At 48.6% G+C, this 20,655-nt stretch carries 17 protein-coding genes and 1 pseudogene; 14 read left to right on the top strand and 4 right to left on the bottom strand.

What is annotated here, in order from left to right; translation table 11 throughout:
• The first annotated feature begins 130 nt into the window (after positions 1–130).
• The 12 genes from BLW34_RS10785 to BLW34_RS10730 all read left to right on the top strand — a co-directional run bounded on the left by BLW34_RS10785 (position 131) and on the right by BLW34_RS10730 (position 11,532).
• Positions 131–1,069, top strand: a complete 939-nt coding sequence (locus BLW34_RS10785; RefSeq protein WP_090579341.1) for a phage tail tape measure protein — start codon at positions 131–133, stop codon at positions 1,067–1,069.
• Positions 1,066–2,466, top strand: a complete 1,401-nt coding sequence (locus BLW34_RS10780; protein WP_090579338.1) for a hypothetical protein — start codon at positions 1,066–1,068, stop codon at positions 2,464–2,466. The genes BLW34_RS10785 and BLW34_RS10780 overlap by 4 nt, the downstream gene beginning before the upstream one ends.
• A gap of 7 nt (positions 2,467–2,473) precedes the next feature.
• Positions 2,474–3,436 (top strand): hypothetical protein, encoded by a 963-nt coding sequence (locus BLW34_RS10775; protein WP_090579335.1) that lies wholly within the window; start codon positions 2,474–2,476, stop codon positions 3,434–3,436.
• Entirely contained in the window at positions 3,400–5,130 is a 1,731-nt protein-coding gene (locus BLW34_RS10770) for a hypothetical protein (RefSeq protein WP_143037910.1), read from the top strand. Before BLW34_RS10775 ends, BLW34_RS10770 begins: the two co-directional genes overlap by 37 nt.
• On the top strand, positions 5,127–5,924 hold the full coding sequence (locus BLW34_RS10765) for a phage BR0599 family protein (RefSeq protein WP_090579329.1): 798 nt from the start codon (positions 5,127–5,129) through the stop codon (positions 5,922–5,924). Before BLW34_RS10770 ends, BLW34_RS10765 begins: the two co-directional genes overlap by 4 nt.
• A gap of 11 nt (positions 5,925–5,935) precedes the next feature.
• Positions 5,936–6,166, top strand: coding sequence for a hypothetical protein (locus BLW34_RS10760; protein ID WP_090575556.1), 231 nt, complete (start codon positions 5,936–5,938; stop codon positions 6,164–6,166).
• Positions 6,166–6,393: a hypothetical protein gene (locus tag BLW34_RS10755; protein WP_090579326.1), complete on the top strand. Its 228-nt coding sequence runs from the start codon at positions 6,166–6,168 to the stop codon at positions 6,391–6,393. Before BLW34_RS10760 ends, BLW34_RS10755 begins: the two co-directional genes overlap by 1 nt.
• The gene (locus BLW34_RS10750) at positions 6,383–8,563 is read left to right on the top strand and encodes a phage tail protein (protein ID WP_090579323.1); all 2,181 of its coding nucleotides are present in this window, start codon (positions 6,383–6,385) and stop codon (positions 8,561–8,563) included. The genes BLW34_RS10755 and BLW34_RS10750 overlap by 11 nt, the downstream gene beginning before the upstream one ends.
• A 75-nt stretch (positions 8,564–8,638) precedes the next feature.
• On the top strand, positions 8,639–8,926 hold the full coding sequence (locus BLW34_RS10745; RefSeq protein ID WP_090579320.1) for a DUF6127 family protein: 288 nt from the start codon (positions 8,639–8,641) through the stop codon (positions 8,924–8,926).
• The gene (locus tag BLW34_RS10740; protein ID WP_090579318.1) at positions 8,926–9,438 is read left to right on the top strand and encodes a glycoside hydrolase family 108 protein; all 513 of its coding nucleotides are present in this window, start codon (positions 8,926–8,928) and stop codon (positions 9,436–9,438) included. Before BLW34_RS10745 ends, BLW34_RS10740 begins: the two co-directional genes overlap by 1 nt.
• Positions 9,435–9,863 carry a holin family protein gene (locus tag BLW34_RS10735; RefSeq protein WP_090579315.1) on the top strand — a complete coding sequence of 143 codons (429 nt, stop codon included), beginning with the start codon at positions 9,435–9,437 and terminating at the stop codon, positions 9,861–9,863. The genes BLW34_RS10740 and BLW34_RS10735 overlap by 4 nt, the downstream gene beginning before the upstream one ends.
• A 469-nt stretch (positions 9,864–10,332) precedes the next feature.
• The gene (locus BLW34_RS10730) at positions 10,333–11,532 is read left to right on the top strand and encodes a phospholipase D-like domain-containing protein (protein ID WP_090579312.1); all 1,200 of its coding nucleotides are present in this window, start codon (positions 10,333–10,335) and stop codon (positions 11,530–11,532) included.
• Here BLW34_RS10730 and BLW34_RS10725 read toward each other — a convergent pair.
• The 4 genes from BLW34_RS10725 to BLW34_RS10710 all read right to left on the bottom strand — a co-directional run bounded on the left by BLW34_RS10725 (position 11,529) and on the right by BLW34_RS10710 (position 18,669).
• Positions 11,529–13,127, bottom strand: a complete 1,599-nt coding sequence (locus BLW34_RS10725; RefSeq protein WP_090579309.1) for a TRM11 family methyltransferase — start codon at positions 13,125–13,127, stop codon at positions 11,529–11,531. The two genes, BLW34_RS10730 and BLW34_RS10725, sit on opposite strands and share 4 nt — an antisense overlap.
• A gap of 7 nt (positions 13,128–13,134) precedes the next feature.
• The gene (locus BLW34_RS10720) at positions 13,135–14,577 is read right to left on the bottom strand and encodes a DNA methyltransferase (protein ID WP_090579306.1); all 1,443 of its coding nucleotides are present in this window, start codon (positions 14,575–14,577) and stop codon (positions 13,135–13,137) included.
• 329 nt (positions 14,578–14,906) lie between these two features.
• The gene (locus BLW34_RS10715) at positions 14,907–15,902 is read right to left on the bottom strand and encodes a hypothetical protein (protein ID WP_090579302.1); all 996 of its coding nucleotides are present in this window, start codon (positions 15,900–15,902) and stop codon (positions 14,907–14,909) included.
• A gap of 16 nt (positions 15,903–15,918) precedes the next feature.
• The gene (locus BLW34_RS10710) at positions 15,919–18,669 is read right to left on the bottom strand and encodes a hypothetical protein (RefSeq protein WP_090579299.1); all 2,751 of its coding nucleotides are present in this window, start codon (positions 18,667–18,669) and stop codon (positions 15,919–15,921) included.
• 619 nt (positions 18,670–19,288) lie between these two features.
• On the opposite strand from BLW34_RS10710, the pseudogene istB reads away from it, so the two are divergent.
• Both istB and BLW34_RS10700 read left to right on the top strand, forming a co-directional pair.
• A pseudogene (gene istB / locus BLW34_RS10705) lies at positions 19,289–19,783 on the top strand (IS21-like element helper ATPase IstB); the annotation flags it as partial.
• Positions 19,784–19,839: 56 nt separating this feature from the next.
• A protein-coding gene (locus BLW34_RS10700) for an IS5 family transposase (protein WP_256203750.1) occupies positions 19,840–20,623 on the top strand; the annotation gives its coding sequence in 2 pieces (ribosomal slippage) (positions 19,840–20,472 and positions 20,474–20,623; 783 coding nt in all).
• The last annotated feature ends 32 nt before the right edge of the window (positions 20,624–20,655 follow it).

The following is a 20,655-nucleotide window of genomic DNA, read 5'->3' as shown; positions in this document are numbered from 1 at the left end:
GCTAAAACCAGAGGTTAAATCCCTCTTTTTTATTAACCTAACTGGTACACTTTTCGCGCGCTATGCTGGTACCTTTTTGCTCCGTCATTGACAGCTACGCGAATACCAGCCTTTATTAGCGCAATTGCGTGTGACCAAGGATGCGCAGGGCGAAAAAGATGTGCTGCACTTGATCGATGTACAGTCTGATCTGGCCTCCCTTTCAAAACTAGAAACAGAATTCCAGGCAACACTCGCGCGCATGCACACATTTCAGGACAGTATCAATATCAAACGGCAATCGGGTCTGCTCACTGAAATTCAGGCAAGAGAGCGAATCAGGCAGCTTATGAATACCACGGCTGACGAACTGGATGTGCTGATCCCGAAGATGGAAGCGTTAGGCAGGAGCGTAGGTGATCAAGCCATTGCGCGCGTAGCAGGATTGAAGAACGAAGTCGCAAGATTACGCATCGAGGTGGATGAATTTTCGCTGCGTTTCCAGGGTGCAGCCAAGAATGCGCTGTCGAGCTTCTTTGTCGATATCTCACAAGGATCGAAAGACGCTTTCTTCAATCTGGTGCAAAACTTCAAGAATGCAATTGCCACCATTCTCGCAGAAAGGGCTGCTACCAGAATCGTTGATTCCTTATTCAGTGGAGCCAGTGCGAGCGGTGGTGGGTTTCTCAGCGGATTGTTTGGTCTCTTTAGCGGCAAAAAATTTGCCGAGGGCGGTTACACCGGCCCCGGTTCTAAATATCAACCGGCTGGTATTGTCCATGCAGGGGAATATGTCTTTTCTTCCCAAGCAGTCAAACGCTTAGGGCTGGCAGCACTCGATAATTTACATCACTTGTCCAAAGGCGCACCGGTGCCGATCGGCCCGCGCCTGGGTTACGCCGAGGGTGGCCTGGTCGAATCGTTGAGCTTATCACCCGCGGCCGCACCCACCGTCAACCAGTCAGTGCGCATCGTCAATAGCATCGATCCGCGCATCACCAAGGATTTCCTGGCATCGAGTGAAGGTGAGAAAGTGATCCTGAACATCATTTCCCGAAATACAGCCGCTTTGAAACAGGTGCTCACATGACAGTCGAAATCGGCACAGCCAATTCAGCCTTCGATCTCTTCGACAAACTGCGCACGTTTTTAACGGTCACGCTGCCGATCAACGAGCGCTGGCAGGAGCTGTATCACAACCCCGATTACACCTTACTAGTGGGCGTTTTTGCTTCCAGCGGCACGGTAACTTTGGCCTTCAATCCATTCAATGCCGCAGCAAGCTCCTGGAGCGGCACTACCAATGCTAAACCATGGCAGATCGGGGTGGAGTTCGACCGGCCGGTGCACCTGACATCCGCCAATATCACCGCACTCACCAGTAACGCGCAACCGGCCGCCATTGATTTTCAATACAGCGACGATGGCCTCAATTGGACGACTCAGGACAGCTTCAGCGGCATGACCAATCTGGACTGGACTTCCCAGTCGGGCATCAAAGCCTTTACGCTGAGTGGCAATAATCTGAACAAGCACAAGTTCTGGCGGCTCAATATCTCCAACAGCACCGGCGGCTCATCGCTCACGCTGAATAGAATCATCCTCTATCAGGATGGATTCCCGCTCAACGTGCAGCTCAGAAAGCGTTTGTCGTTAAAAGGCCCCGGCGGCGGATCAGATGAAATATTCGTCAATCTGGAGACTGATTATAGTGTATCTGGTGATTGGTACAACTGGCGGCTGTATGGCGCAACCGGTTTTATTTTAGGCAATACGCTGGATTTTGCCACGCAGCCAGGAACGAGTTTGCCGGTAGGTCTTTCGCTGTGGAACAGCAGCATCCCTTACTGGTTTATTGCCAACGGGCGGCGTTTCATGGTCATTGCCAAGATCAATACCACCTATCATGCGCTGTACGGGGGATTTATCCTGCCTTATGCCACACCGAGTCAATATCCATATCCACTGATGATCGGCGGCAGCAATGCGATGAAGCCAGGTTCTGGTTCCGCATTCGACACCTCGCAGCGCTGGTCGAGCAATGATGATTCATGCCGCAATTTCTACGACCCCGGCGGCATTAGCTCCGACATGACTAGTCTCACCAGCGTCACTACCAATTACCTCCGTTTTTCAGACGGGTCATGGTATCCCTTTAAAAACTGGTATACCTCGAGCGTGGCGGAAGCAGCAGTGACTTTTGGCCGTAATGTCTGGCCTTGGGGACCTTCTTCTGATCATGCCACCGCTTACAAGAATATCGTGACCACCATCGACAACCAATATGTGCTGTTCCCGTGCATTATGCATGTGGATGGGGCTAATCCCTCTCCTAACATACTTGGTGAAATACAGGGTGTATTTGCGGTCACCGGGTTTGGTAACGCTGCAGAAAACACCACCACCATTAACGGTATCAACTATCTGATCATCCCCAATGTGTTCCGAACTGCCAAGGAACGATGGGCAGCCATTGCTTTGGAGTAAATAGCACATGGCTTATGAAACCGGTATTTCCACTTCCCTCAATGACCTGCTAGACAAGATACGCCTCTTTGCCATTGCGCAAGGTTTTACTCAGAACGAATTCACGGTTGTCGACAGCACTACCAAGCGTCTCTACATGCAGAAAAACACCGCCAATGGCGGAGGACTCACGTTCTACTTCGGCATCGAGTCTTTTGTTAATGCAGCCGCCACCACGACAGAATTACGTATCAGAGGAGCGACCGGCTATACCCCTGGTGCTGCACTTGGATCACAACCCGGTGCACCCTCACAATCTGCCATCATGGATTTCGTCGGTAATGGGCCATATGTCGCCTATCATCTGTTTTCAAATGCGGCGGGTGATTATGTACATTGTGTGCTGGAGTACTCGGCTAGCTACTTCAGCCATCTGGTGTTTGGCCAGCTCGATAAATTCGGGGCTTATGCTGGCGGTCATTATTGTGATGCCGTTAACGTCGGCTGGAATACCAGTGACCGCAGCAGCTATCAGGCAAGCACATCGCGTACCCTGTTCGATAATTACGGAACACAGGCAGCATCAAAGGGGCAGGTCAGCGCGAATCTGGAATTGAATGCCTGGCGCATGTTCGAAGGCTCGACGGGTGCAGCCGGCACTTTTGATGCCTACGGTAATGGCCGTTTTGGTTTGACGAGCCGTTTGTTGGTGGGCAGCCAACCCAATACCCTGAATCTCGCCACACCATTTATCCCGATCTATATTTTTACCGATATCGGCGGCACCAACTCCGGTAATCGCACCCCCTTGGGTGTGGTCCAGGATTTGCGCCTGGTGTGGTTACAATCGTTCGCGGTCGGACAAGAGGTATCGCTGGGGCCGGATACCTGGAAAGTATTTCCTATCACCCGGCGATCCAATCAAGCCAATACCCAGGATCAATTGCCCAATTCATGGCAATTGGGTTATGCCTACAGGAAAATAATCTGATGGCAGTCATTAGCGGAATATTGGGCGCAGGGTTGCTGGTATTGGTGGAATCAGCGCCACTTTCTGCTTCTTTGGATTTGCTGGATGCACCGCAACAATCGCCGGTAGCGCAAGCTATCGCCACAGTCTTGGTAGGCGCCATGATCGACCAGTTGCCCCTGTCTCCCGAACCTCAGGCGGTGATCAGCTCGCTGTTCGCACCATCGTTCCGCAACGATTACTATTACCGCATCCATATTAACCCTGCCTCGATCGACCTCGGTAATGTCATTTCGCAGAAGATCATCCAGGTGGAAGTGTGGAATGCCTATTTTGTTGCGAACCTGTTGTCGTCGATCGATACCAATGCGGGCACCGGCATTAGTTTCACCGGCCCGCAGCCAGAGCCCACCAGTTTCAATGCATTGGAGCCACGCATTTACACCCTGGCGGTGGAGGTCGCCGGGCCGCCACTCATCAATACCACCTATACATTGAATTTTGCAGAAGAATCACCCATGTTGATGGTCGTCGGCCGCCGGGTAATTCTGCTGTTCGCCGGAATCAACTGGGATAACGGCGTACTGGAGCGTTATTCATTTCTGACCGACATCATCACGAGCTGGGATGGCAGCGAGCAGCGGGTGAAACTGCGTGCCACACCCCGGCGTGAGATCGAAGCGCATCTGCAGGTGTTTGGTCTTGATTTTGTACGCAAACTGCAAAACACCCTGTTTGGCTGGCAATCCAGAAGCTACCTGATTCCGTACTGGCCCGATTACTATGTGTTGAGTGCTGAGCTGCCCGCCGGTTCAACGGTTATCCCTAACATTCCGACTGCAGACTCCGAGTTCATAGCGGGCGGCGTGGCGTTGCTGTTCAATGCCATCAATCACAATGAATCGGTGCAACTGAAAGAGGTGCAGCCCAACCAATTAACCCTGGATCTTCCGACCCAGCAGACTTGGCCAGCGGGAACAAAAATCTATTCCGCCAAATTTGCCCGGATCGAGAGCCAACAAACGGTTACCCGCCCTACCCGCCATATGCTGGATATGCAGGCTAAATTCATCGTCACCGATAACTCCGGCTTGACTGAAGCAGAAGGTACGACTTTGTATAAAGGTTATCCCGTATTGCTGGATATTCCTAATGAAGTGGAAGTCTTGTCGGAAGATTTATTGCGTCCGCTGCTGGAATTCGATAGCGAGACTGTCAACCCGGTGGTGGATGATCCGATCGGTTACACCACCATTGTGCGCCGCATGGATTGGCTGCTGAAGTCACGCAAGGAACGGGCCGATTTCAGGAAATGGTTATACGCCCGCGCAGGTCGCTGGAAACCTTTCTGGATGCCCTCCTGGAACGAGGATTTCAAGCTTCAAAATACCTTGGCTGGGACGGACACCAAGCTGGTGGTCGAGTTTGCCTTTTATAAACGGTTTGTACCGGCCACACCCATGCGTGATGCGCTCATGATCGAATTATTTAATGGGACGCGTATCTTCAAGGATATCCTGAACATCGACGAAATCTCCGAAACCGAAGAAAACGTGTTCATTGACAGCCCGGTCGGGTTCGATATCCAACCGCAGGAGGTCAGGCGCATCAGCTATCTCAATCTCGCGCGCCTGGATTCAGACACGGTGGAAATCTTTCATGAGACCGACACGATTTCTCGTGTCAGTGCATTGATCAGGACGGTGGTGCAATGACGCTGAGCAGCTTTGAAAAAAGCATCCATGATGCCCGCCCGCTGGAGCTGTATGAATTCTCTCATGGGCTATCCATCTTCACCTACACTTCGGGCGATGAGGTTATCAGCTTTCAATCCAGAACCTACACCCCAACCGCTTTGACGCGCTCAACCTTCGGTTCAACGACGGAAGTGAGCAAAATGAAGCTGGAGATCGAGGTTGCCCGTGACAATGAGGTCGCCAAGCTCTTCATTCGCTCACACCCTGGGCCGGTGAAGCTGACCATCTACCGGATGCACCGGGGCGATAGCGATGTCGTGCCGCAATGGATCGGTCGGGTGGTGAATGTGGAATTCAGCGGGTTGATCGCCAAAATTACCTGTGCGCCGATTTACACCTCATTGGAACGCGCGGGCCTGCGCGGCATGTTCCAGCGGCTGTGCCGCCATGCTTTATATGATACCGGTTGCACCTTGAATGCCGCTGCCTTTCGCGATACCGCCACCATTGTTTCTGTTGTGGGATCAGCCATCACCGTGGTACCCATGAATCGGCCAAGCGGCTGGTATACCGGCGGCTATATCGAAGTGGGTGATGTGGAAAAGAAAATGATCCGCGATCATACCAACGATGTCTTGACGCTGACCGGCGTAACTGCATCGCTGAAAGCGGGCGTCACCATCAATCTATATGCTGGCTGCGTGCATGACCGCAATGCTTGTCTCAACAAATTCAATAATTTTGATAACTACGGCGGCTTTGAGTTTATCCCCAATGATATGGGGCCATTCAAAGGCGACCCGATCGAATAGGAGATTGATTCATGTGGTTTCAGATTATCGCTTTTGCGCTGTCAGCCGTGTTGTCGGCGGTGTTTGCCCCCAAGCCACCCAAGCCCGCTTCCAGCAACCTGGATGATTTCAATGTGCCGACGGTGTCCGAGGCGACCCCCATTCCGGTGGTATTTGGCACCCGCTGGATCAACCAAGCGAATACGGTGTGGTACGGCGACTTCAAAAAGACCGCGATCAAATCCAAGTCAGGGAAGAAATAGTGATCATTAATGGTGTAGATACCAGCGGTCTCAAACTGACCATGCAGGATCTGGTGGAATGCAAGCTGTGCGCCCGTGGCTCCAAGCGCTTCCTTGAGAACAAGGGGGTTTGTTTCCGTGATTTCCTACAGGAAGGGTTGCCATTGGATACGGTGATTGACTGGGATGACGGCGTAGCCAATCAAGTGGTCGAACATATCTTGAGGAAAAACGGTCATGAAAGGTAAATCCGTCATCATCGGCTGGCGCTACCATCTCGGAATTCACATGGTTGCATGTCAAGGGCCGGTTGATGCCGTCACCGGTATCAAGGTAGGTGAAAGTATATTATGGGAAGGCAATGTCACGGCAAGCTCCACCCTGTCGGTCAATAAGCCTGAGCTGTTTGGCGGGGACAAGCGTCAAGGTGGGGTCGTGGGTGATATTGATCTCGCTTTTGGCGAAGCTTCCCAAGCACCCAATGCTTATCTGCAAACCCAACAAGGCTCACCCATTCCGGCTTACCGCGGCGTGATGTCATTTATATTGAAACAGATTTATCTGGCAGCCAACAACCCCTACATCAAGCCGTGGGCATTTCGCATCAAACGAATTCCCGCCAAGACCTGGTATCCGGAAAAAACGGATATCGGCGGCGACGCCAACCCGGCGCATATCATTTACGAATGCCTCACCAGTGACCGCTGGGGATTAGGCTACACGAACGGCAATCTCGATGATGCGGCTTTTCGCGCAGCGGCAGATACCCTGTTTGCTGAGAATTTTGGTCTTTCGTTTGTGCTCGCCGATCAGATGAGCGTGAAAGAGTTTATCAATACCGTGTTGAACCACATCGATGGCGCATTGTATCTCGATCAAACCACCGGCAAGTTTACCCTCAAGCTGGTCAGGAACGATTACAGCCCTGCAAGCCTTCCCATTCTCGGGCCGTCGAACATCGTGCGCATGGAATCGTTTTCCAGGCCGGGCATTGCCGATCTGGTCAATCAAGTGACGCTCATCTATCAGGAGCGCGATTCAGACAAAAAGATATCCGTCACCATTCAGGATCTGGGCATGATCGCCATGCAGCAAGGGGTGGTGCCGACCACCATTCAATACCTGGGCATTTCCAATGCCACCCTGGCCAACAATGTCGCCATGCGGGAGCTCAAAACGCTCACTCAACCGTTGGCGAGACTGAAGCTGATCGCCAACCGGGAGTCATTCGATCTGAAACCAGGCGGGGTATTCAAATTCACCTGGCCGGACTTAGGCATTGTTGAAATGGTCTTGCGCATCACTACCATGGATTTCGGCACCTTGACCGATGGCGAGGTGACCATCGACGCGGTGGAGGATGTGTTCTTCAGCGTTCAATCCGTGTTTGCCGATCCGCCGCCTACCTTATGGACTGATCCGATATCAGAACCAGTTCCAGTGGTTGATTACTTTCTGTTGACCGCGCCTTATTGGCTGATCGCCACGCAATTCCTGGGTGACAATCAGTCTGCGATCGATAGCATCGATGTGACCAGTGCTTTTCTATTGGGGGGTGCCAAAGCGCCTATTTCAAGCGCGGTGTCTTATGAATTCTGGACATCGCCCGATACAGCCGATAACAGCAACGACCAGCCGGGCAGCCTGACCTCGGTCTTTACACCTACTGCCACGCTATCGGCCGCCATTACCGAAACCACCACGACATTGCCGTTGACGGGTGCGATCGATATTAACCAGGTGGCCAACTACACCATTGCTTTGATAGGCAGTGAGCTGGTTTATCTCACTAGCGCTCCGTCAGCCTCAAGCGTGACGGTAGTACGCGGCATTTTGCACACATTGCCCAAGGCTCACGCCGTGGGAGCCCGGATATGGTTCTTTCAGGATTTCTTTGGCCATTCGGAAGTCGAGTTTGCAAGCCAAATCACGATGTACGCGAAGTTTCTGACCGAAACCGGCAAGGGTGTGCTGCCAAAAGCGAGCGACACCTGGAAGGCGCTTACCCTCAACCAAAGCTGGGGTGCACCCTACCCGCCCGGCCGGGTAACGATTAATGGAGTATTAAGGCCTACCAGCCTATCAGGTATCAATACCAATGCGCTCATCCAATGGTACCACCGTGACCGATCGAATACTGCCGCAGTCAATATTGGTAATGATCAAGCGACCAACATCGGGCCGGAAACTGGTGCCACCATCACGATTCAAATCTACAGCCTGAAAGCGGGTGGCTCGCTCGTGAAAATCTATTCTGGCTTGACCGGTACAACCTTTACCTATACTGCAGCCCAAGCGTTCATCGACAATGGCAATGTCGCTTTTACCGAGCGCAGGCTGGAAATATTCTCTGTACGTGATGGCTTGAACAGCATTGAAAGGCATGTCATACCACTCGACTGGACAGTAAATGCATAATTCTCATTAAAGTTCTACTTCCTTTCCCCACCCCTACCCCGCCGATGGCGGGGTTTTTATTTCTGGAGCATGAAAATGAATCTACCCACGTTACAGAACGGCATGGTCGTCATGCCGCAAGATGAGTTCGAACAATTGCTCGAACAAGCCGCCGCACGCGGTGCCAAACGGGCACTGGCCGATGTCGGCCTGGAAGGTGATGATGCTGCGCACGACATCCGTGAGCTGCGTGATCTATTGGAAGCTTTCAATACTGCAAAGCATACTGCCTGGCAAACCATCGTCAAGGTTCTAACAACAGGACTCGTTCTGGCGCTGGTAGCTGGTGCACTATTGAAAATCAAATTATTTGGAGGTCAATAATGGTTGAATCTATCATTGATGACATCATTCGCCGCGAAGGCGGTTTCATCCATCACCCGGCTGATCGGGGTGGTCCGACCAAATACGGTATCACGGCCAAAACACTCGGAGGATGGCGTCATCTCGGTCGAGTCGCGACAAGTGATGAAGTAGCAGCGCTTACTGAAGCTGAAGCACGGGAAATTTATCGCCATCAATACATTGTAGAGCCGGGTTTTGATGCGATCACACATCCGGCATTACAAGCCCTCCTGGTGGATAGCGGTGTGCATTCTGATCCAAAAACGGCAGCACATTGGCTGCAAACAGCGGTAGGTGTGGCTGCTGATGGATTAATTGGCCCGAAGACACTTGCTGCTATAGCGGCTACCGATCAAAATAAACTCTACAGCAAAGTACTCAGCGCACGCCTTCGCCACCTCGGACGATTGATTACTAATGATCCGGAGCAATCGGTCTTTGCAGCCGGCTGGATGAACCGGATAGCAGAATTTGTGGAGGGTGCCGTATGATTCCGATTCTAACCACTTTAGCACCGGGACTCATTGAAGCTGGCAGTCGTCTGATCGATCGCTTGATTCCCGATCCGGCTGAGCGAGAGAAAGCCAAGCTAGCCCTACTTCAGGCCGAAGGAAAGCAAGCCCTGCAGGAAATGCAGACGAGCCTATCGGCCATTCTGGCTGAAGCCAATTCCGCTGATCCGTGGACGAGCCGGGCAAGACCGACTTTTCTTTATGTAATCTACGGGGTGATCTTGCTGTGTGTACTTGGAGCAATCCTTGGCATCTGGTGGCCAGCGCATGTTTTTCAGGCAGCGGAGAATTTGAATAAGCTTTTAGGGGCGGTGCCGGAGAGTTTGTGGTGGTTGTTTGGGGCTGGGTATCTTGGTTATACCGGGGCAAGGAGTTTTGATAAGTGGCGAGGGCCGGGCAGGTAGAACAGATCGGCAATTAGATAAATTACTCCCTTGATCTTGCTGCCGAAGTAGCGAGGAAGTTTATTGCATTTGAATTATGGTCGTTATTACAAAAAGCACTTAACTTTTGGCAAGCACTGGCTGTTGGACTGGAGCGTGGCTAGCTGAAGTCGTCAACCCCTCATTTAACTTGTTGCATAAGGGGAAATACACGTCAACGCTGCAGCAAACCAACAATCAGAGTAAAGGTGACAGTGATGTGTGTGTAGCTTGATTGAATCTACGCTAAGGAAATTTACGTCCAGACCTTATGTAGCATGAAGCAAGAATGCAAATCACATTTTAATACATCTATAGCCCATCTATTCTGGATGGCGCTTCTCGATATCATACCGAAAATCATAATCGTGAATGACTAGCAAGATCGTGAGATAATTCAAATAAAACCGTGAAATAAATTTGCTAATTAAACCTGTCGGAGAAATAACGCTTGAAATATCTTGATTCAGGGAGCCGGAATCCGGCTCATTCTCTTGCAAGTTGGTTTGAAGGCATCCTTAATGAAGGTGTTGCAGAACTTCGCTTTCAAACAGGTTTTTTTTCACTTGATGGCATCGGTTTGCTTGTTCCGACGTTAGAGCATTGCAAGCAAAACGATCTCATTATCAAGGTCTTAATCGGCTCGAATGAAGCCAGCACGTTGAAAGACGACGTACTAGGTCTTGTTGAGGCATTAGGTATTCCGCGCCATAATGCGCAATTGGGTGTCGTGAGCTTTAGCGGTGCATTTTTTCATCCCAAAACTTACCATATCAAACGGTCTGATTGTTCTCAGGCCGCATTCGTTGGTTCTGCCAACCTGACTGCATCAGGATTAGCGCTTCATGTTGAAGCTGGCATCGCGTTAGATACTCGCGAAGGCGATGCGCCTCACCATCTTTCACAGATTGCCACTGCAATTGATAGTTGGTTCTCAGAACAACGAGCAGGTATGACCTTGATCTCCGGACTGCAAGTAGTAGATGAACTCGTCGAAAGTGGCATACTCGCACTTTTGCGCCCACCCCGACTTTCGGTAAATGATAAGAACGGAGCTACTGACAAGAAATCGCGACCACGCTTGAAGAGTTTGTTCCAACTACCCATGGTAAAAGGAGCCACTCCTTATGATGAGGTTATTGGACCAGAAGATGATGCCGTCCTAGAGGTTTTGCCTTCAGCTGCAGCGCAACCTGGCAGCAATCAAATTTTCTTGATGACATTGCAAAAAACAGACGTTGGCTTTGGACAAACTACAAAGGGAACATCGCGACGTTCTCCAGAGATTTTCATACCGCTAGCAGCTCGTGATGCAGATGAAGACTTTTGGGGTTGGCCAAATCTCTTCCATGAAGATCCTTCAAAAAAAGGAAAGATGGATAGATTTGGGGTAAAGATGCGAATTGGCACTTCCATTGTCGATGTGAATATGATGACTTGGCCTGCAAAACATGATTTCAGATTACGTAGTGAAACGCTGCGTAGCGCTGGCAATATCGGCGATATCTTGTACCTGGAACGTAGTGATGGCAGCTCTGGATTTAATTATTACGTTGAAATTATCCCTCAAGGATCAACCCGTCACGGCCAATATTTGGCTCGGTGCGTGAACGCAGTACGCAATTCAACTAGGAAATGGGGTTACATCTAAGCTGGCTTGCGGAACGCCAAAATTTCTTCAGATAGCATCGCGTTCTTCTTAAAGATATCTCTCGACACAAGCATGTCCATCGACAAAGATTCTTTCACTTCGAATCCTATTCCACGAGCAACATCCTGCAGTAAACTAGCTGTTTTAATATCAATGCGATGGCCTCCAGCGATTGTGTGGCTGTTTCCAACGACTACAAAAGCGTATTTTCCTGGCTTTAAAGCGTGGAAGATCCCGTGCATTACCTCTGTCATGTCGAAGAAATATTTGGAAAGAAGTGCTGGTAAATTGCGGCGTCGGAAACCAACATTTCCGTTGGAATTCAACGAGTCAATACAACGAATCAAATCTCTAATTGTAGAGGAAAGCATTTCGCCGGACGACTCAAATCGTTCCCAATACTCCCGTCGCAAACCTTCAGTAACCTCTCGATTTCCTATCATTTTCTGATCGCGATTTCGATGTTCTGGTCTTGGCAACAAACCAAGATAACAAAGATTCAGACGATCTGTATCTAAATATGGAAGCGCAGTTGCGTACGGAGGCGAGGTTATAACAACATCTATGGAATTTCGCCCCCAAATTTTTGAACATAACCTGGCATCCCCTTCGATTACTTCGAATTGTGGATTTGCAAGGCGGCCGTTTTGAAAAAGAAATGCCAGCACTGCGCGAACAGATCGCCCCAACTCTTCTAAAAATTCGCGCTTCGGATCAATATCAACATCTAATCGCACATCTTTACGTACACGTAAATCGTCATTCTTTTGCCATGAAACACTACGAATGATGTTGCTCAGAGACATTCGCATTAAATCACGAGAATATTCATCGTTAACTTGCTGTATCGCAAGCATAATGTCATCAAGCCCGGATAACACTTCCGGAGAAAACCAAGATGAAAGATAGTTTTTATCAGTTTCCGGAAGCGTCTCAAAATAAACTAGGCGCTTCATTTTTCTATTTTCAATCGCCATTAATACCATCCTGATCGCTTCGTAATTACGAGCAATGCTATCCACATCTGCAGACAGCAATCTAGCCTTGGTCGTACTCATGAAAACTGAGAGTGGATTCATATCAAGGCCTCGCCCTGTGCAGTTAGTCAAAATTGACTCAACAATTGTAGTTCCGCTTCCACTCATCGGGTCAGCCACCACAGAACCGGGTTGTACTCCAGAGATATTGATCAGCGAACGAACAAGCTGCGGGAAGAACTTGCCACGGTACTCATGTATACCATGCGTGCCGTAACGGAGACAGCGCCGATTGGGTATTGGTACTTCATCAACAAACGGGAGTTGGCTACGTAATGCATCTATAGCCACTCCGTTGCGAACAAGATTTATTGTTGACTCACGAAGCACCTGTGTTGTTATCGTTGATGCCCCCTGGTGGTCGATAGCTTCCCAATAAGCCAGACGATTAGCGAGATCATTCACAGAAAGAGTTGACGTCACTTCAAACTCTGCTGTCTCTTCTAGCTGCCCAAGTGGACGTGGAGTATCTGAGGTCAAGGCTTGCAATTCACGAAGTGCTAATATACGTTCGAATGGCTGTATATATGGCTTAATTCGGATGCGTAAAGTGTACATCAGTTAACTACTGCGCATTTTGAAGAATCAAAATATTCTCAGTCTTGATCTTGCCAATTGCGGGATTAAACGATTTTTTGGATGATTGCATTGTCCGGTCAATTCGCATCACTTCCTGAAAACCCACTGCTTGTCCCACATCGCTAATCAAATCAGCGTTGTTAATTCTTTGCCCTTTCAAAGTCGAGTCGCCCACAACAAAACAAGCATAGCCACCGGCCTTAAGTTGTGAACTGAGCCATGCTAGAATCGAGGAAAATTCTGCCTTGAATGTTTCGACAGTAGCTCCGTTTTTGCTGTTGCTGCTGTATTTGCGGTGGCTTCCAATTTCTTGCTTCTTGAACAGTGGTTGATCCATCCCAAGCCAAATCATTCGTGTCATGTGATATAAGTGATAGCTGTATGCATTGGGATAGGGGGGAGAACAGACCATTAGATCAAGCTGAGGAATATCTGGAGGGGTCAAGAGATTACCTTCCACTACTTGGCACATAAATCTCGGCTCAATCAACTCTGAATACTCTACTGCAGCACGAGTTGCTTGTTCGAGTGATCTTGCAAAACGCCGGAGTATTTCGCCGGGCGCAATGCCTTTTTCGCGTCGCACGTATCGAGTATCTGAATCTTGTTTTGATACAGCGACCACAATCGCGGAGAAAGCGGTAAGCGCAAGGGTTCTAGCGGATAAGCTTTCTACATCACGGCACCATGAAAGTACCTCCGCAAGTTCCTCAATGACATGCGCGTCAAACCAGAAATCAAGTTTTTCAAATTGAGGTCGCCACTGCTTAGAACAAAATTGCTCTTTTGGGAAAAGGCTACCTTCCTCACTGGAAATTATTAGATCGCTCAATGATCTTGCACGCTGCACAACGGCGAGCAAATCTGATGCATCCGCCTCGGATATTACGCTTGTCTTAGCTCTTGAAATCATGCACGCAAGTGGATTGGCATCAATACCCACAGCATGACGTTTCAAAGTGATTGCCTCAACAAGAGTGGTACCACTACCACAAAAAATGTCACCCACCATATCCCCAACCCCAGACAACTCTTGAATTAGTGCATTTGGTATCTGAGGAATAAATTTTGCTGGATATGGGTGCAGCCCATGTGTAAGGTAACTTGTTTTTGCGCCAGCAAAATCCCAATCAATAGTAGTCAGCTTACCTAAGTAGGGCGTCTGCTTTTTAGCTAGAAATGACATTTGCTGATCATTTATTATTTCACCAGATGCGTTAGCAAAATCGATAACGGCATTAGCCTCTGATTCTGTAAAATGCCGCCACCCATGCCGATCACGCCTAGGTTCAGGTACATGCCCCGCCTTAAGCCACCGCAAAAGTGTGTCTTTATGCACTCCAGCCATACGAGCAACCTCAGCCGTTGATAGTCGATCTGATTTTGTTTGTTCACTCTCCATGGCCGCTATGGTTACATATACTTGCATATAGGTAAAGCGAAATGAAGGATGTTTTATCTTAGCCTACATGTCCACGAACTTTAGCTTGAGGCATAAGGAAGAGCTAGACTACGCAGCAATATCAAATTTCTATTGATCGAGATACCGTTTCAACAATCCTTCGTTTCATTCAACAAATATTTGTTGAATGAAATACTTTCTTTACCAGGTTGATTCACCCATCATTGTAATCTCTTTATATTGGATTCTTATTCTCTTGGCTAGTGGTTACTGCATCACTTCCTTGGCACTGCGATGACGTTTAGGATAGTGGGCGTCCATTCCATTACCTCAACACTCTCCATAACGTCTAAATTTCACTTTCGCTCACAATCTAATTCTAGGTCTACATGATTTTGGTCATTTGTCGACCCTTCAACATTATGCTTGCCGATATCGAAGAAGGATCTCGAAATTTTGAGCCACTCTTCCTGTTCTGGTGAGCGGTTAGACACATTGACGGTAACCTCTGTCTGTACAGTAATATCGCTATTTGGTGGCTGATATGCCAATTTGATCCGATGCGGGCCAGGTACAAGCGGACCTAGTGGTACAAGGCGCTTTCCCTGGGCAAATACCTCTCCATCCACCATCCAAATAAGGTGTTCGTCTGATAATGTTCTTCCCGCAAGATCGTGCGCATTTCCAAGCAGAGAGATTGGCTGATCAGGATTCAGTACCTCACCGCCTCCTGGAGTAATTATCAATAGCTGCGGTGGTTTTTCAGGAAGGCTGAATGGATCGCTAAGCATCGTGGTAGATCGCACTCCATCAGTAGCTAAAATAGCTAATGTGCAATTAGGACCACCTGGAAGGTGGTTAGTCTCGATAACCAATTGTTTCTCTGATAATTCATGCCCGATAGAAATAGCCCGTCGATCACTATCAATGAAAATGAGATTAAACCAAAGTGGTTGGCTATGCTCAGCCTCCCAATTGGCATGAATACGGTAATCCTCATCCACTTTCACAGTAATTCGCGTGATGGCAGGTCTTTCAGGTTTAAGTTCGACTCGGTACAAAATACGCTCACCACATCTAAACACAACCGCATATCCTTCCGGGTGAAGAGCAACATAGCCAACTACTTTTGCTCCAATCATTCCATCGGTTCCTCTGGAACGACATAATGGCGTACGTAATTCGACACTACCCGCGGCTAGTACATTTCCCATTTTATCTATAATCTGGAGCTGATGGTAAGGATCAGGGTTTGGGCGACGTCTAATCCTTTCGGTCTCCCAGCCTATCCCCGGTTCAAATTCACCATTTTCCCAAAGCTTGCCAACAAATCGTAAAAACGTTCTCGCCATTTTGTCTCTCCCACGATTAGAATTTGTCAAACACGCGTAACCAATTCGTGCGTGATACCCATCGATAACAAGAATAGGTCATAAAGTCGTATAGAATTGTACTGTTATCTATCACACGACCGCTCCGAGGATTAAAAGCGTCGCCAGGTTGAATTCTGCCATCATTCGGAAGAACATCATAATCCCCTTCAGGTGTGCCAGTACAGTTGAAGTTTGAGTTAACATGGTTAAGTTTCAGTGTATGCCCCATCTCATGTGCAGCAACAACCTGTTCAGGTGGAACGATCGCTGTGTTGCGGCTCTCATCAAATGGTCTAAAACCCTGCGCCATGCCACCCCACTCACTTCTAGGCGTGATACCCACCCAGACAGCGCCGTCACTGTCAGGGCATTCGTCCTCCCAACCCCACGGAAAGATTGCATCAGAAAAGATTACTTCAGAAAGGGAGCAATCATGCTGATCATCAATATGTCCTAGCAGATCTGAGATCCCATCTTTTGTACTCAGATCGAGCGATGTGTGCCATGTGGGGACGCGCGCAGGGGCAATATCAGTAGGCGGTGTGGCCAATAAATCAAACGCACGTAAAATCACCTCTCGAGCTTGTTGATCGCTTAGCTCTGAGCCTGAGCGATCGCTAATTCGGACATAACGAACCTTAAAAGGAACTTTATCAATCCAGTTGATGTGATGAGAGAAAGTGTAAGTTACCGGCCTGGTTTTAACGCCCACAGGTGGTGTTTCGATTTCATCCACTGACCAAGCCTTGATTCGTATCCTCTTGCTGCCAGTTGCTAAGGCCGCCGGTATTAGAAAATTAAGTGTATTATCCGTCTGCCACCTTTCTATCCTCGCTGAAGGAAGCGCTCTAGCTTCTCCCAGTGGAGGTAACAACTGGCCCATAATTTCCACCGAGCCGCTGATCTTTACTTCATCCGGAAAAAAACCCTCAAGCTTAAAGCCGCCAAGATTTTCAACAGCGACATAGACACGAACAATCGTATCCTTGAGTGCGACGAGTGGGATAGAGTTGGAAGGCACATTCGGGTCTCTGAAAGTTTGGATGGCCTGGGTAATTTCAGCACCAATTATTTTTAGCTCTGGCACCTTGCGCAACCTCACTTCTACTCTAGAGGTGACAGTACCGCAGGGGCCAGTAACACTTAACTCATAGATTGCGTTCAGAGGCTTGTCACCATGAAATGATCCTAAGTCATAAGAGCTACCATTCGGATCAATGAGAGTTGAAGAACCAGCAAATTTTGGTCCCTGGTTTGTTATGAGAGATAGCTTAACTTGCTCCGCATTACGGATGGTCCACGCCAGCACAACCGGGGTTCCGGGCTCGACAACACTAAACACTTCCCCATTCACTGTAAAAGAATTGATGATAGGTGCCCCCGCACGGAGGTGGTTGATGCCAATATCAGGTGGACATTCCCTAAAGGGCTTTGCGAGCTCAAACTTCCCGACAATTGGATAACAAGGTAGTTTTCGGATCTCTTCAGCAATTCGGTTTTGCTCAGCGAACCACGCTGCATAAGCTGCGACATAGCTTGCGTCAGCAAAGCCTACCGGACCTGAAACGATCCCTGCTGGTAGCGTAATTGTTATTGTCGTATCTGTCCAATCGGCAGCCGGCACGTCAAATGGATGGCAACCATCAGCAAAAGGTAACAGCAAAACGACTGTCTCACGGATCTCAGCAAAACCTTGGCCATTGATAACTAATTTGTCACCAGAGCAGTAACCAGAAAACCACATTGAAGTTATCCCTTCGGTCCAGGTAACACGAACTGGTCGCACCGGAGGAGGAATCGCAGTCATTGCAGAGATCAGACGCGATGCTTCAAGCTGGCACGCCAAGAATCTTCTCCAACCAGCAGGAATATATTGAATCGGATCTCCTTGCCACCATGGAAAAACAAGATCCAGCATATCGGGATCCCACTGCTTTCGTTCTTTAGTTTTAGCAATAATCTTTTCAAGCATCTCTTCAATCGGCTTTGTTCCCGGCAGATTGGGCATTTCAGGCATTTCGGGCATTAAATTTCCACCAAACAAGCTTTTAGGGTAATTGCCAATGCCTAGTTTATTCAATTTGGAAGGAATCGACGACATGCCAACACTACTCATGCCTTTGAGCAGACCACGAGCACCCACTAATTCGAGTTCGCGTATTAGCGCCCTTTGTCCCCCGATGCGGTATGCTTGAGCCAAATTAGTGAATATCCCTGCAGCAGCAAGCAGAATTAGAACTGCGTCAAATGCCTCGGCACGAGCCCGAGGAGGTTCTGACATATAGATTTGCATAATTGACAGCATCAACTCTACGAGCCCTGTTTGGTTGAGCACTATGGGCTCATCATTGAAGTATTCGCCTTCAGCTCGGTTATTGGCAGCAAAATGATACTCACCTTGACAATTGTACCGTGTGTTGATTTGCATCGGCCAATCATCCCCGGCGAATCGTTCGAACAGACCACAGGCAGGAGGTGCTAGCTCGATGATTGACGCAAGTGTCAATCTCAGCTCATGAGTAGCATGATCATCACCAGTAACAGCTCGCCGTGAGAGCGCCAAGAGCGAGTCGAGCCGGCGAAGCGGGTCAGTAATACCCATTACCAACCGTTCGAGTACGGCAATGCCCTGAGGCTCCGCTGTGGCAGCGAGGACCAGAACAGTTTTCTCCACTTCCGCCCAGTCAACAATTAAATCTATAACAGATGAATTGAACTGGTTCCCTCTCTTCATTCCACTATTCATGGTCTTGCTCCTGTACTGTCCGCTTCAAAACATACATACATTGCTGTCCGATTGTTAATCAATACATCCACTCCGCCCTCGTCATATTATTTTTATAGCGGTGAAATGGCTCCCCAACAACAATGCCGCTTCCCCCTTGCGTAACACTTCCCCTTCTTCATACGCTTCTTTAAATCTCATTTTCCTGGTCTCCTGTAGCCATTACGTTCTCCTCATCTGAAATCCTCCTTTGGTTCCAGATAAAACCGGTCAGATTATTTGCTACAACTCCGGACAGTTTATTGGTTCTCTGCAATTTGTTTATCACATATTTGTCATTATGCTTGAAGCCCCATTGGATTTATTTTATTATGAAAAAAAGTTTATTTTCTCTGTAAAGCGAAGCACGAGTAGACTACCGTCGTTTGTACCGACGTCATTGAGACGAAATGGAAAGCTGCAATTTTTTTCATAGATATTTTCGATTGCACAACATTTGTCAAAGGAGCGACAAAAACGGGTTATAGTAGCAATACATTAATTTTGCTTATGTACGGAAGTAGCTAGCACGTCACCGGTACAGTGCAAACGATTTAAAGTAAAGTCAAATGTGTTGCACCATGGTGAGATGTTATTCTTCTTTACACACATGAGTTACAACATTGTACTGCTCGGCCCAAGTGGCGTAGGTAAAAGTCATCTGGCCATTGCGCTGGCCTACAGTGCCATCATGCGCGGTATAAAAGTCCGTTTTATCACCGCAGCCGATTTAATGCTGCAGTTGGCCTCTGCCAAAAAGCAAGGGCGGCTGGATACGTATCTCAAACGCAGTGTGCTATCCCCTAAGCTATTAGTTATTGACGAAATAGGCTACCTCCCGTTTGACAGGAAGGAAGCAAACCTGTTCTTCAACGTCATTGCCAAGCGCTACGAACAAGGCAGTGTAATAGTTACCAGCAACCTGCCATTCTCGCAATGGTCAACTGCTTTTGCTGATGATCAAACCTTAACCGCAGCATTATTGGACAGATTGCTGCATTATGCGCATATCGTGCAAATCAGTGGTAACAGCTACCGGTTAAAAGGAAAGAAATCAGCAGGGATAGTCCCCACTGTGGAACAAGTTAAACAATGACAAGCATCAGGATGGGTCAAATTTAGATTGCCGTTTTTACATGATAAGTGGGTCAGATTTCAATTGCTGTTGACAGTTATCCAAGTGATCTGAGTGCTGGAGCGTGGCATTACTTGAAACCTCACCTGCCGGTATCGGTGGTGGGAAGACCTAGAAAGTTAAGCCTGCGACGAGTGATAAATGCAATCTCGTATGTTCTAAAAACGGGCTGTCAATGGCGGCAATTACCCTGTAAGTTTCCTGCTTGGAGTGCGGTTTACTACTATTTCCGCTGCTGGTCACGTAATGGAACATGGAAGCGTATTCATCATTTATTGCGTTCATGGTTGCGAGAAAAATGTGGACGCCACAAACACCCGACGGCAGGCTGCTTGGACAGTCAAAGTGTCAAATGTACAGCAGTTTCCGGGCAATGTGGTTTTGACGCTGGCAAGAAAGTCAATGGCCGTAAACGCCACATTCTGGTGGATACATTGGGTTTAGTATTGACGGTGGTAGTAACTGTTGCCAGCGTGCAGGACCGTGATGCTGCTCGCCTACTGTTGCGTCATTTGCCGGGTAGCTGTAAGAAGTTGAAGAAGATTTGGATAGATGGTGGCTACAGTGGCCGCCTTGTGGAGTGGGTTGCAGCACAATTTAAATTCTGTCTAGCAGTAGTGTTACGTCCCACGAAAACCAGGAAATTTGTGTTTGCTACCCCGACGCTGGGTGGTCGAGCGCACTTTCGGCTGGTTGAATCATTTACGCAGGCTTAACAAAAGCTACAAGCGCCTCACATGCACAGACGAAACTTGGATTTACATCGCCATGATTCGTATTATGTTGAAGCGATTAACCTAGAGCAGGAGTTTCCAAACAGCTTCTAAGGAATT

The organism is Nitrosomonas sp. Nm58 (assembly GCF_900107335.1).
Lineage (GTDB): Bacteria > Pseudomonadota > Gammaproteobacteria > Burkholderiales > Nitrosomonadaceae > Nitrosomonas.
This window is presented reverse-complemented; position numbering and strand designations above follow the sequence as displayed.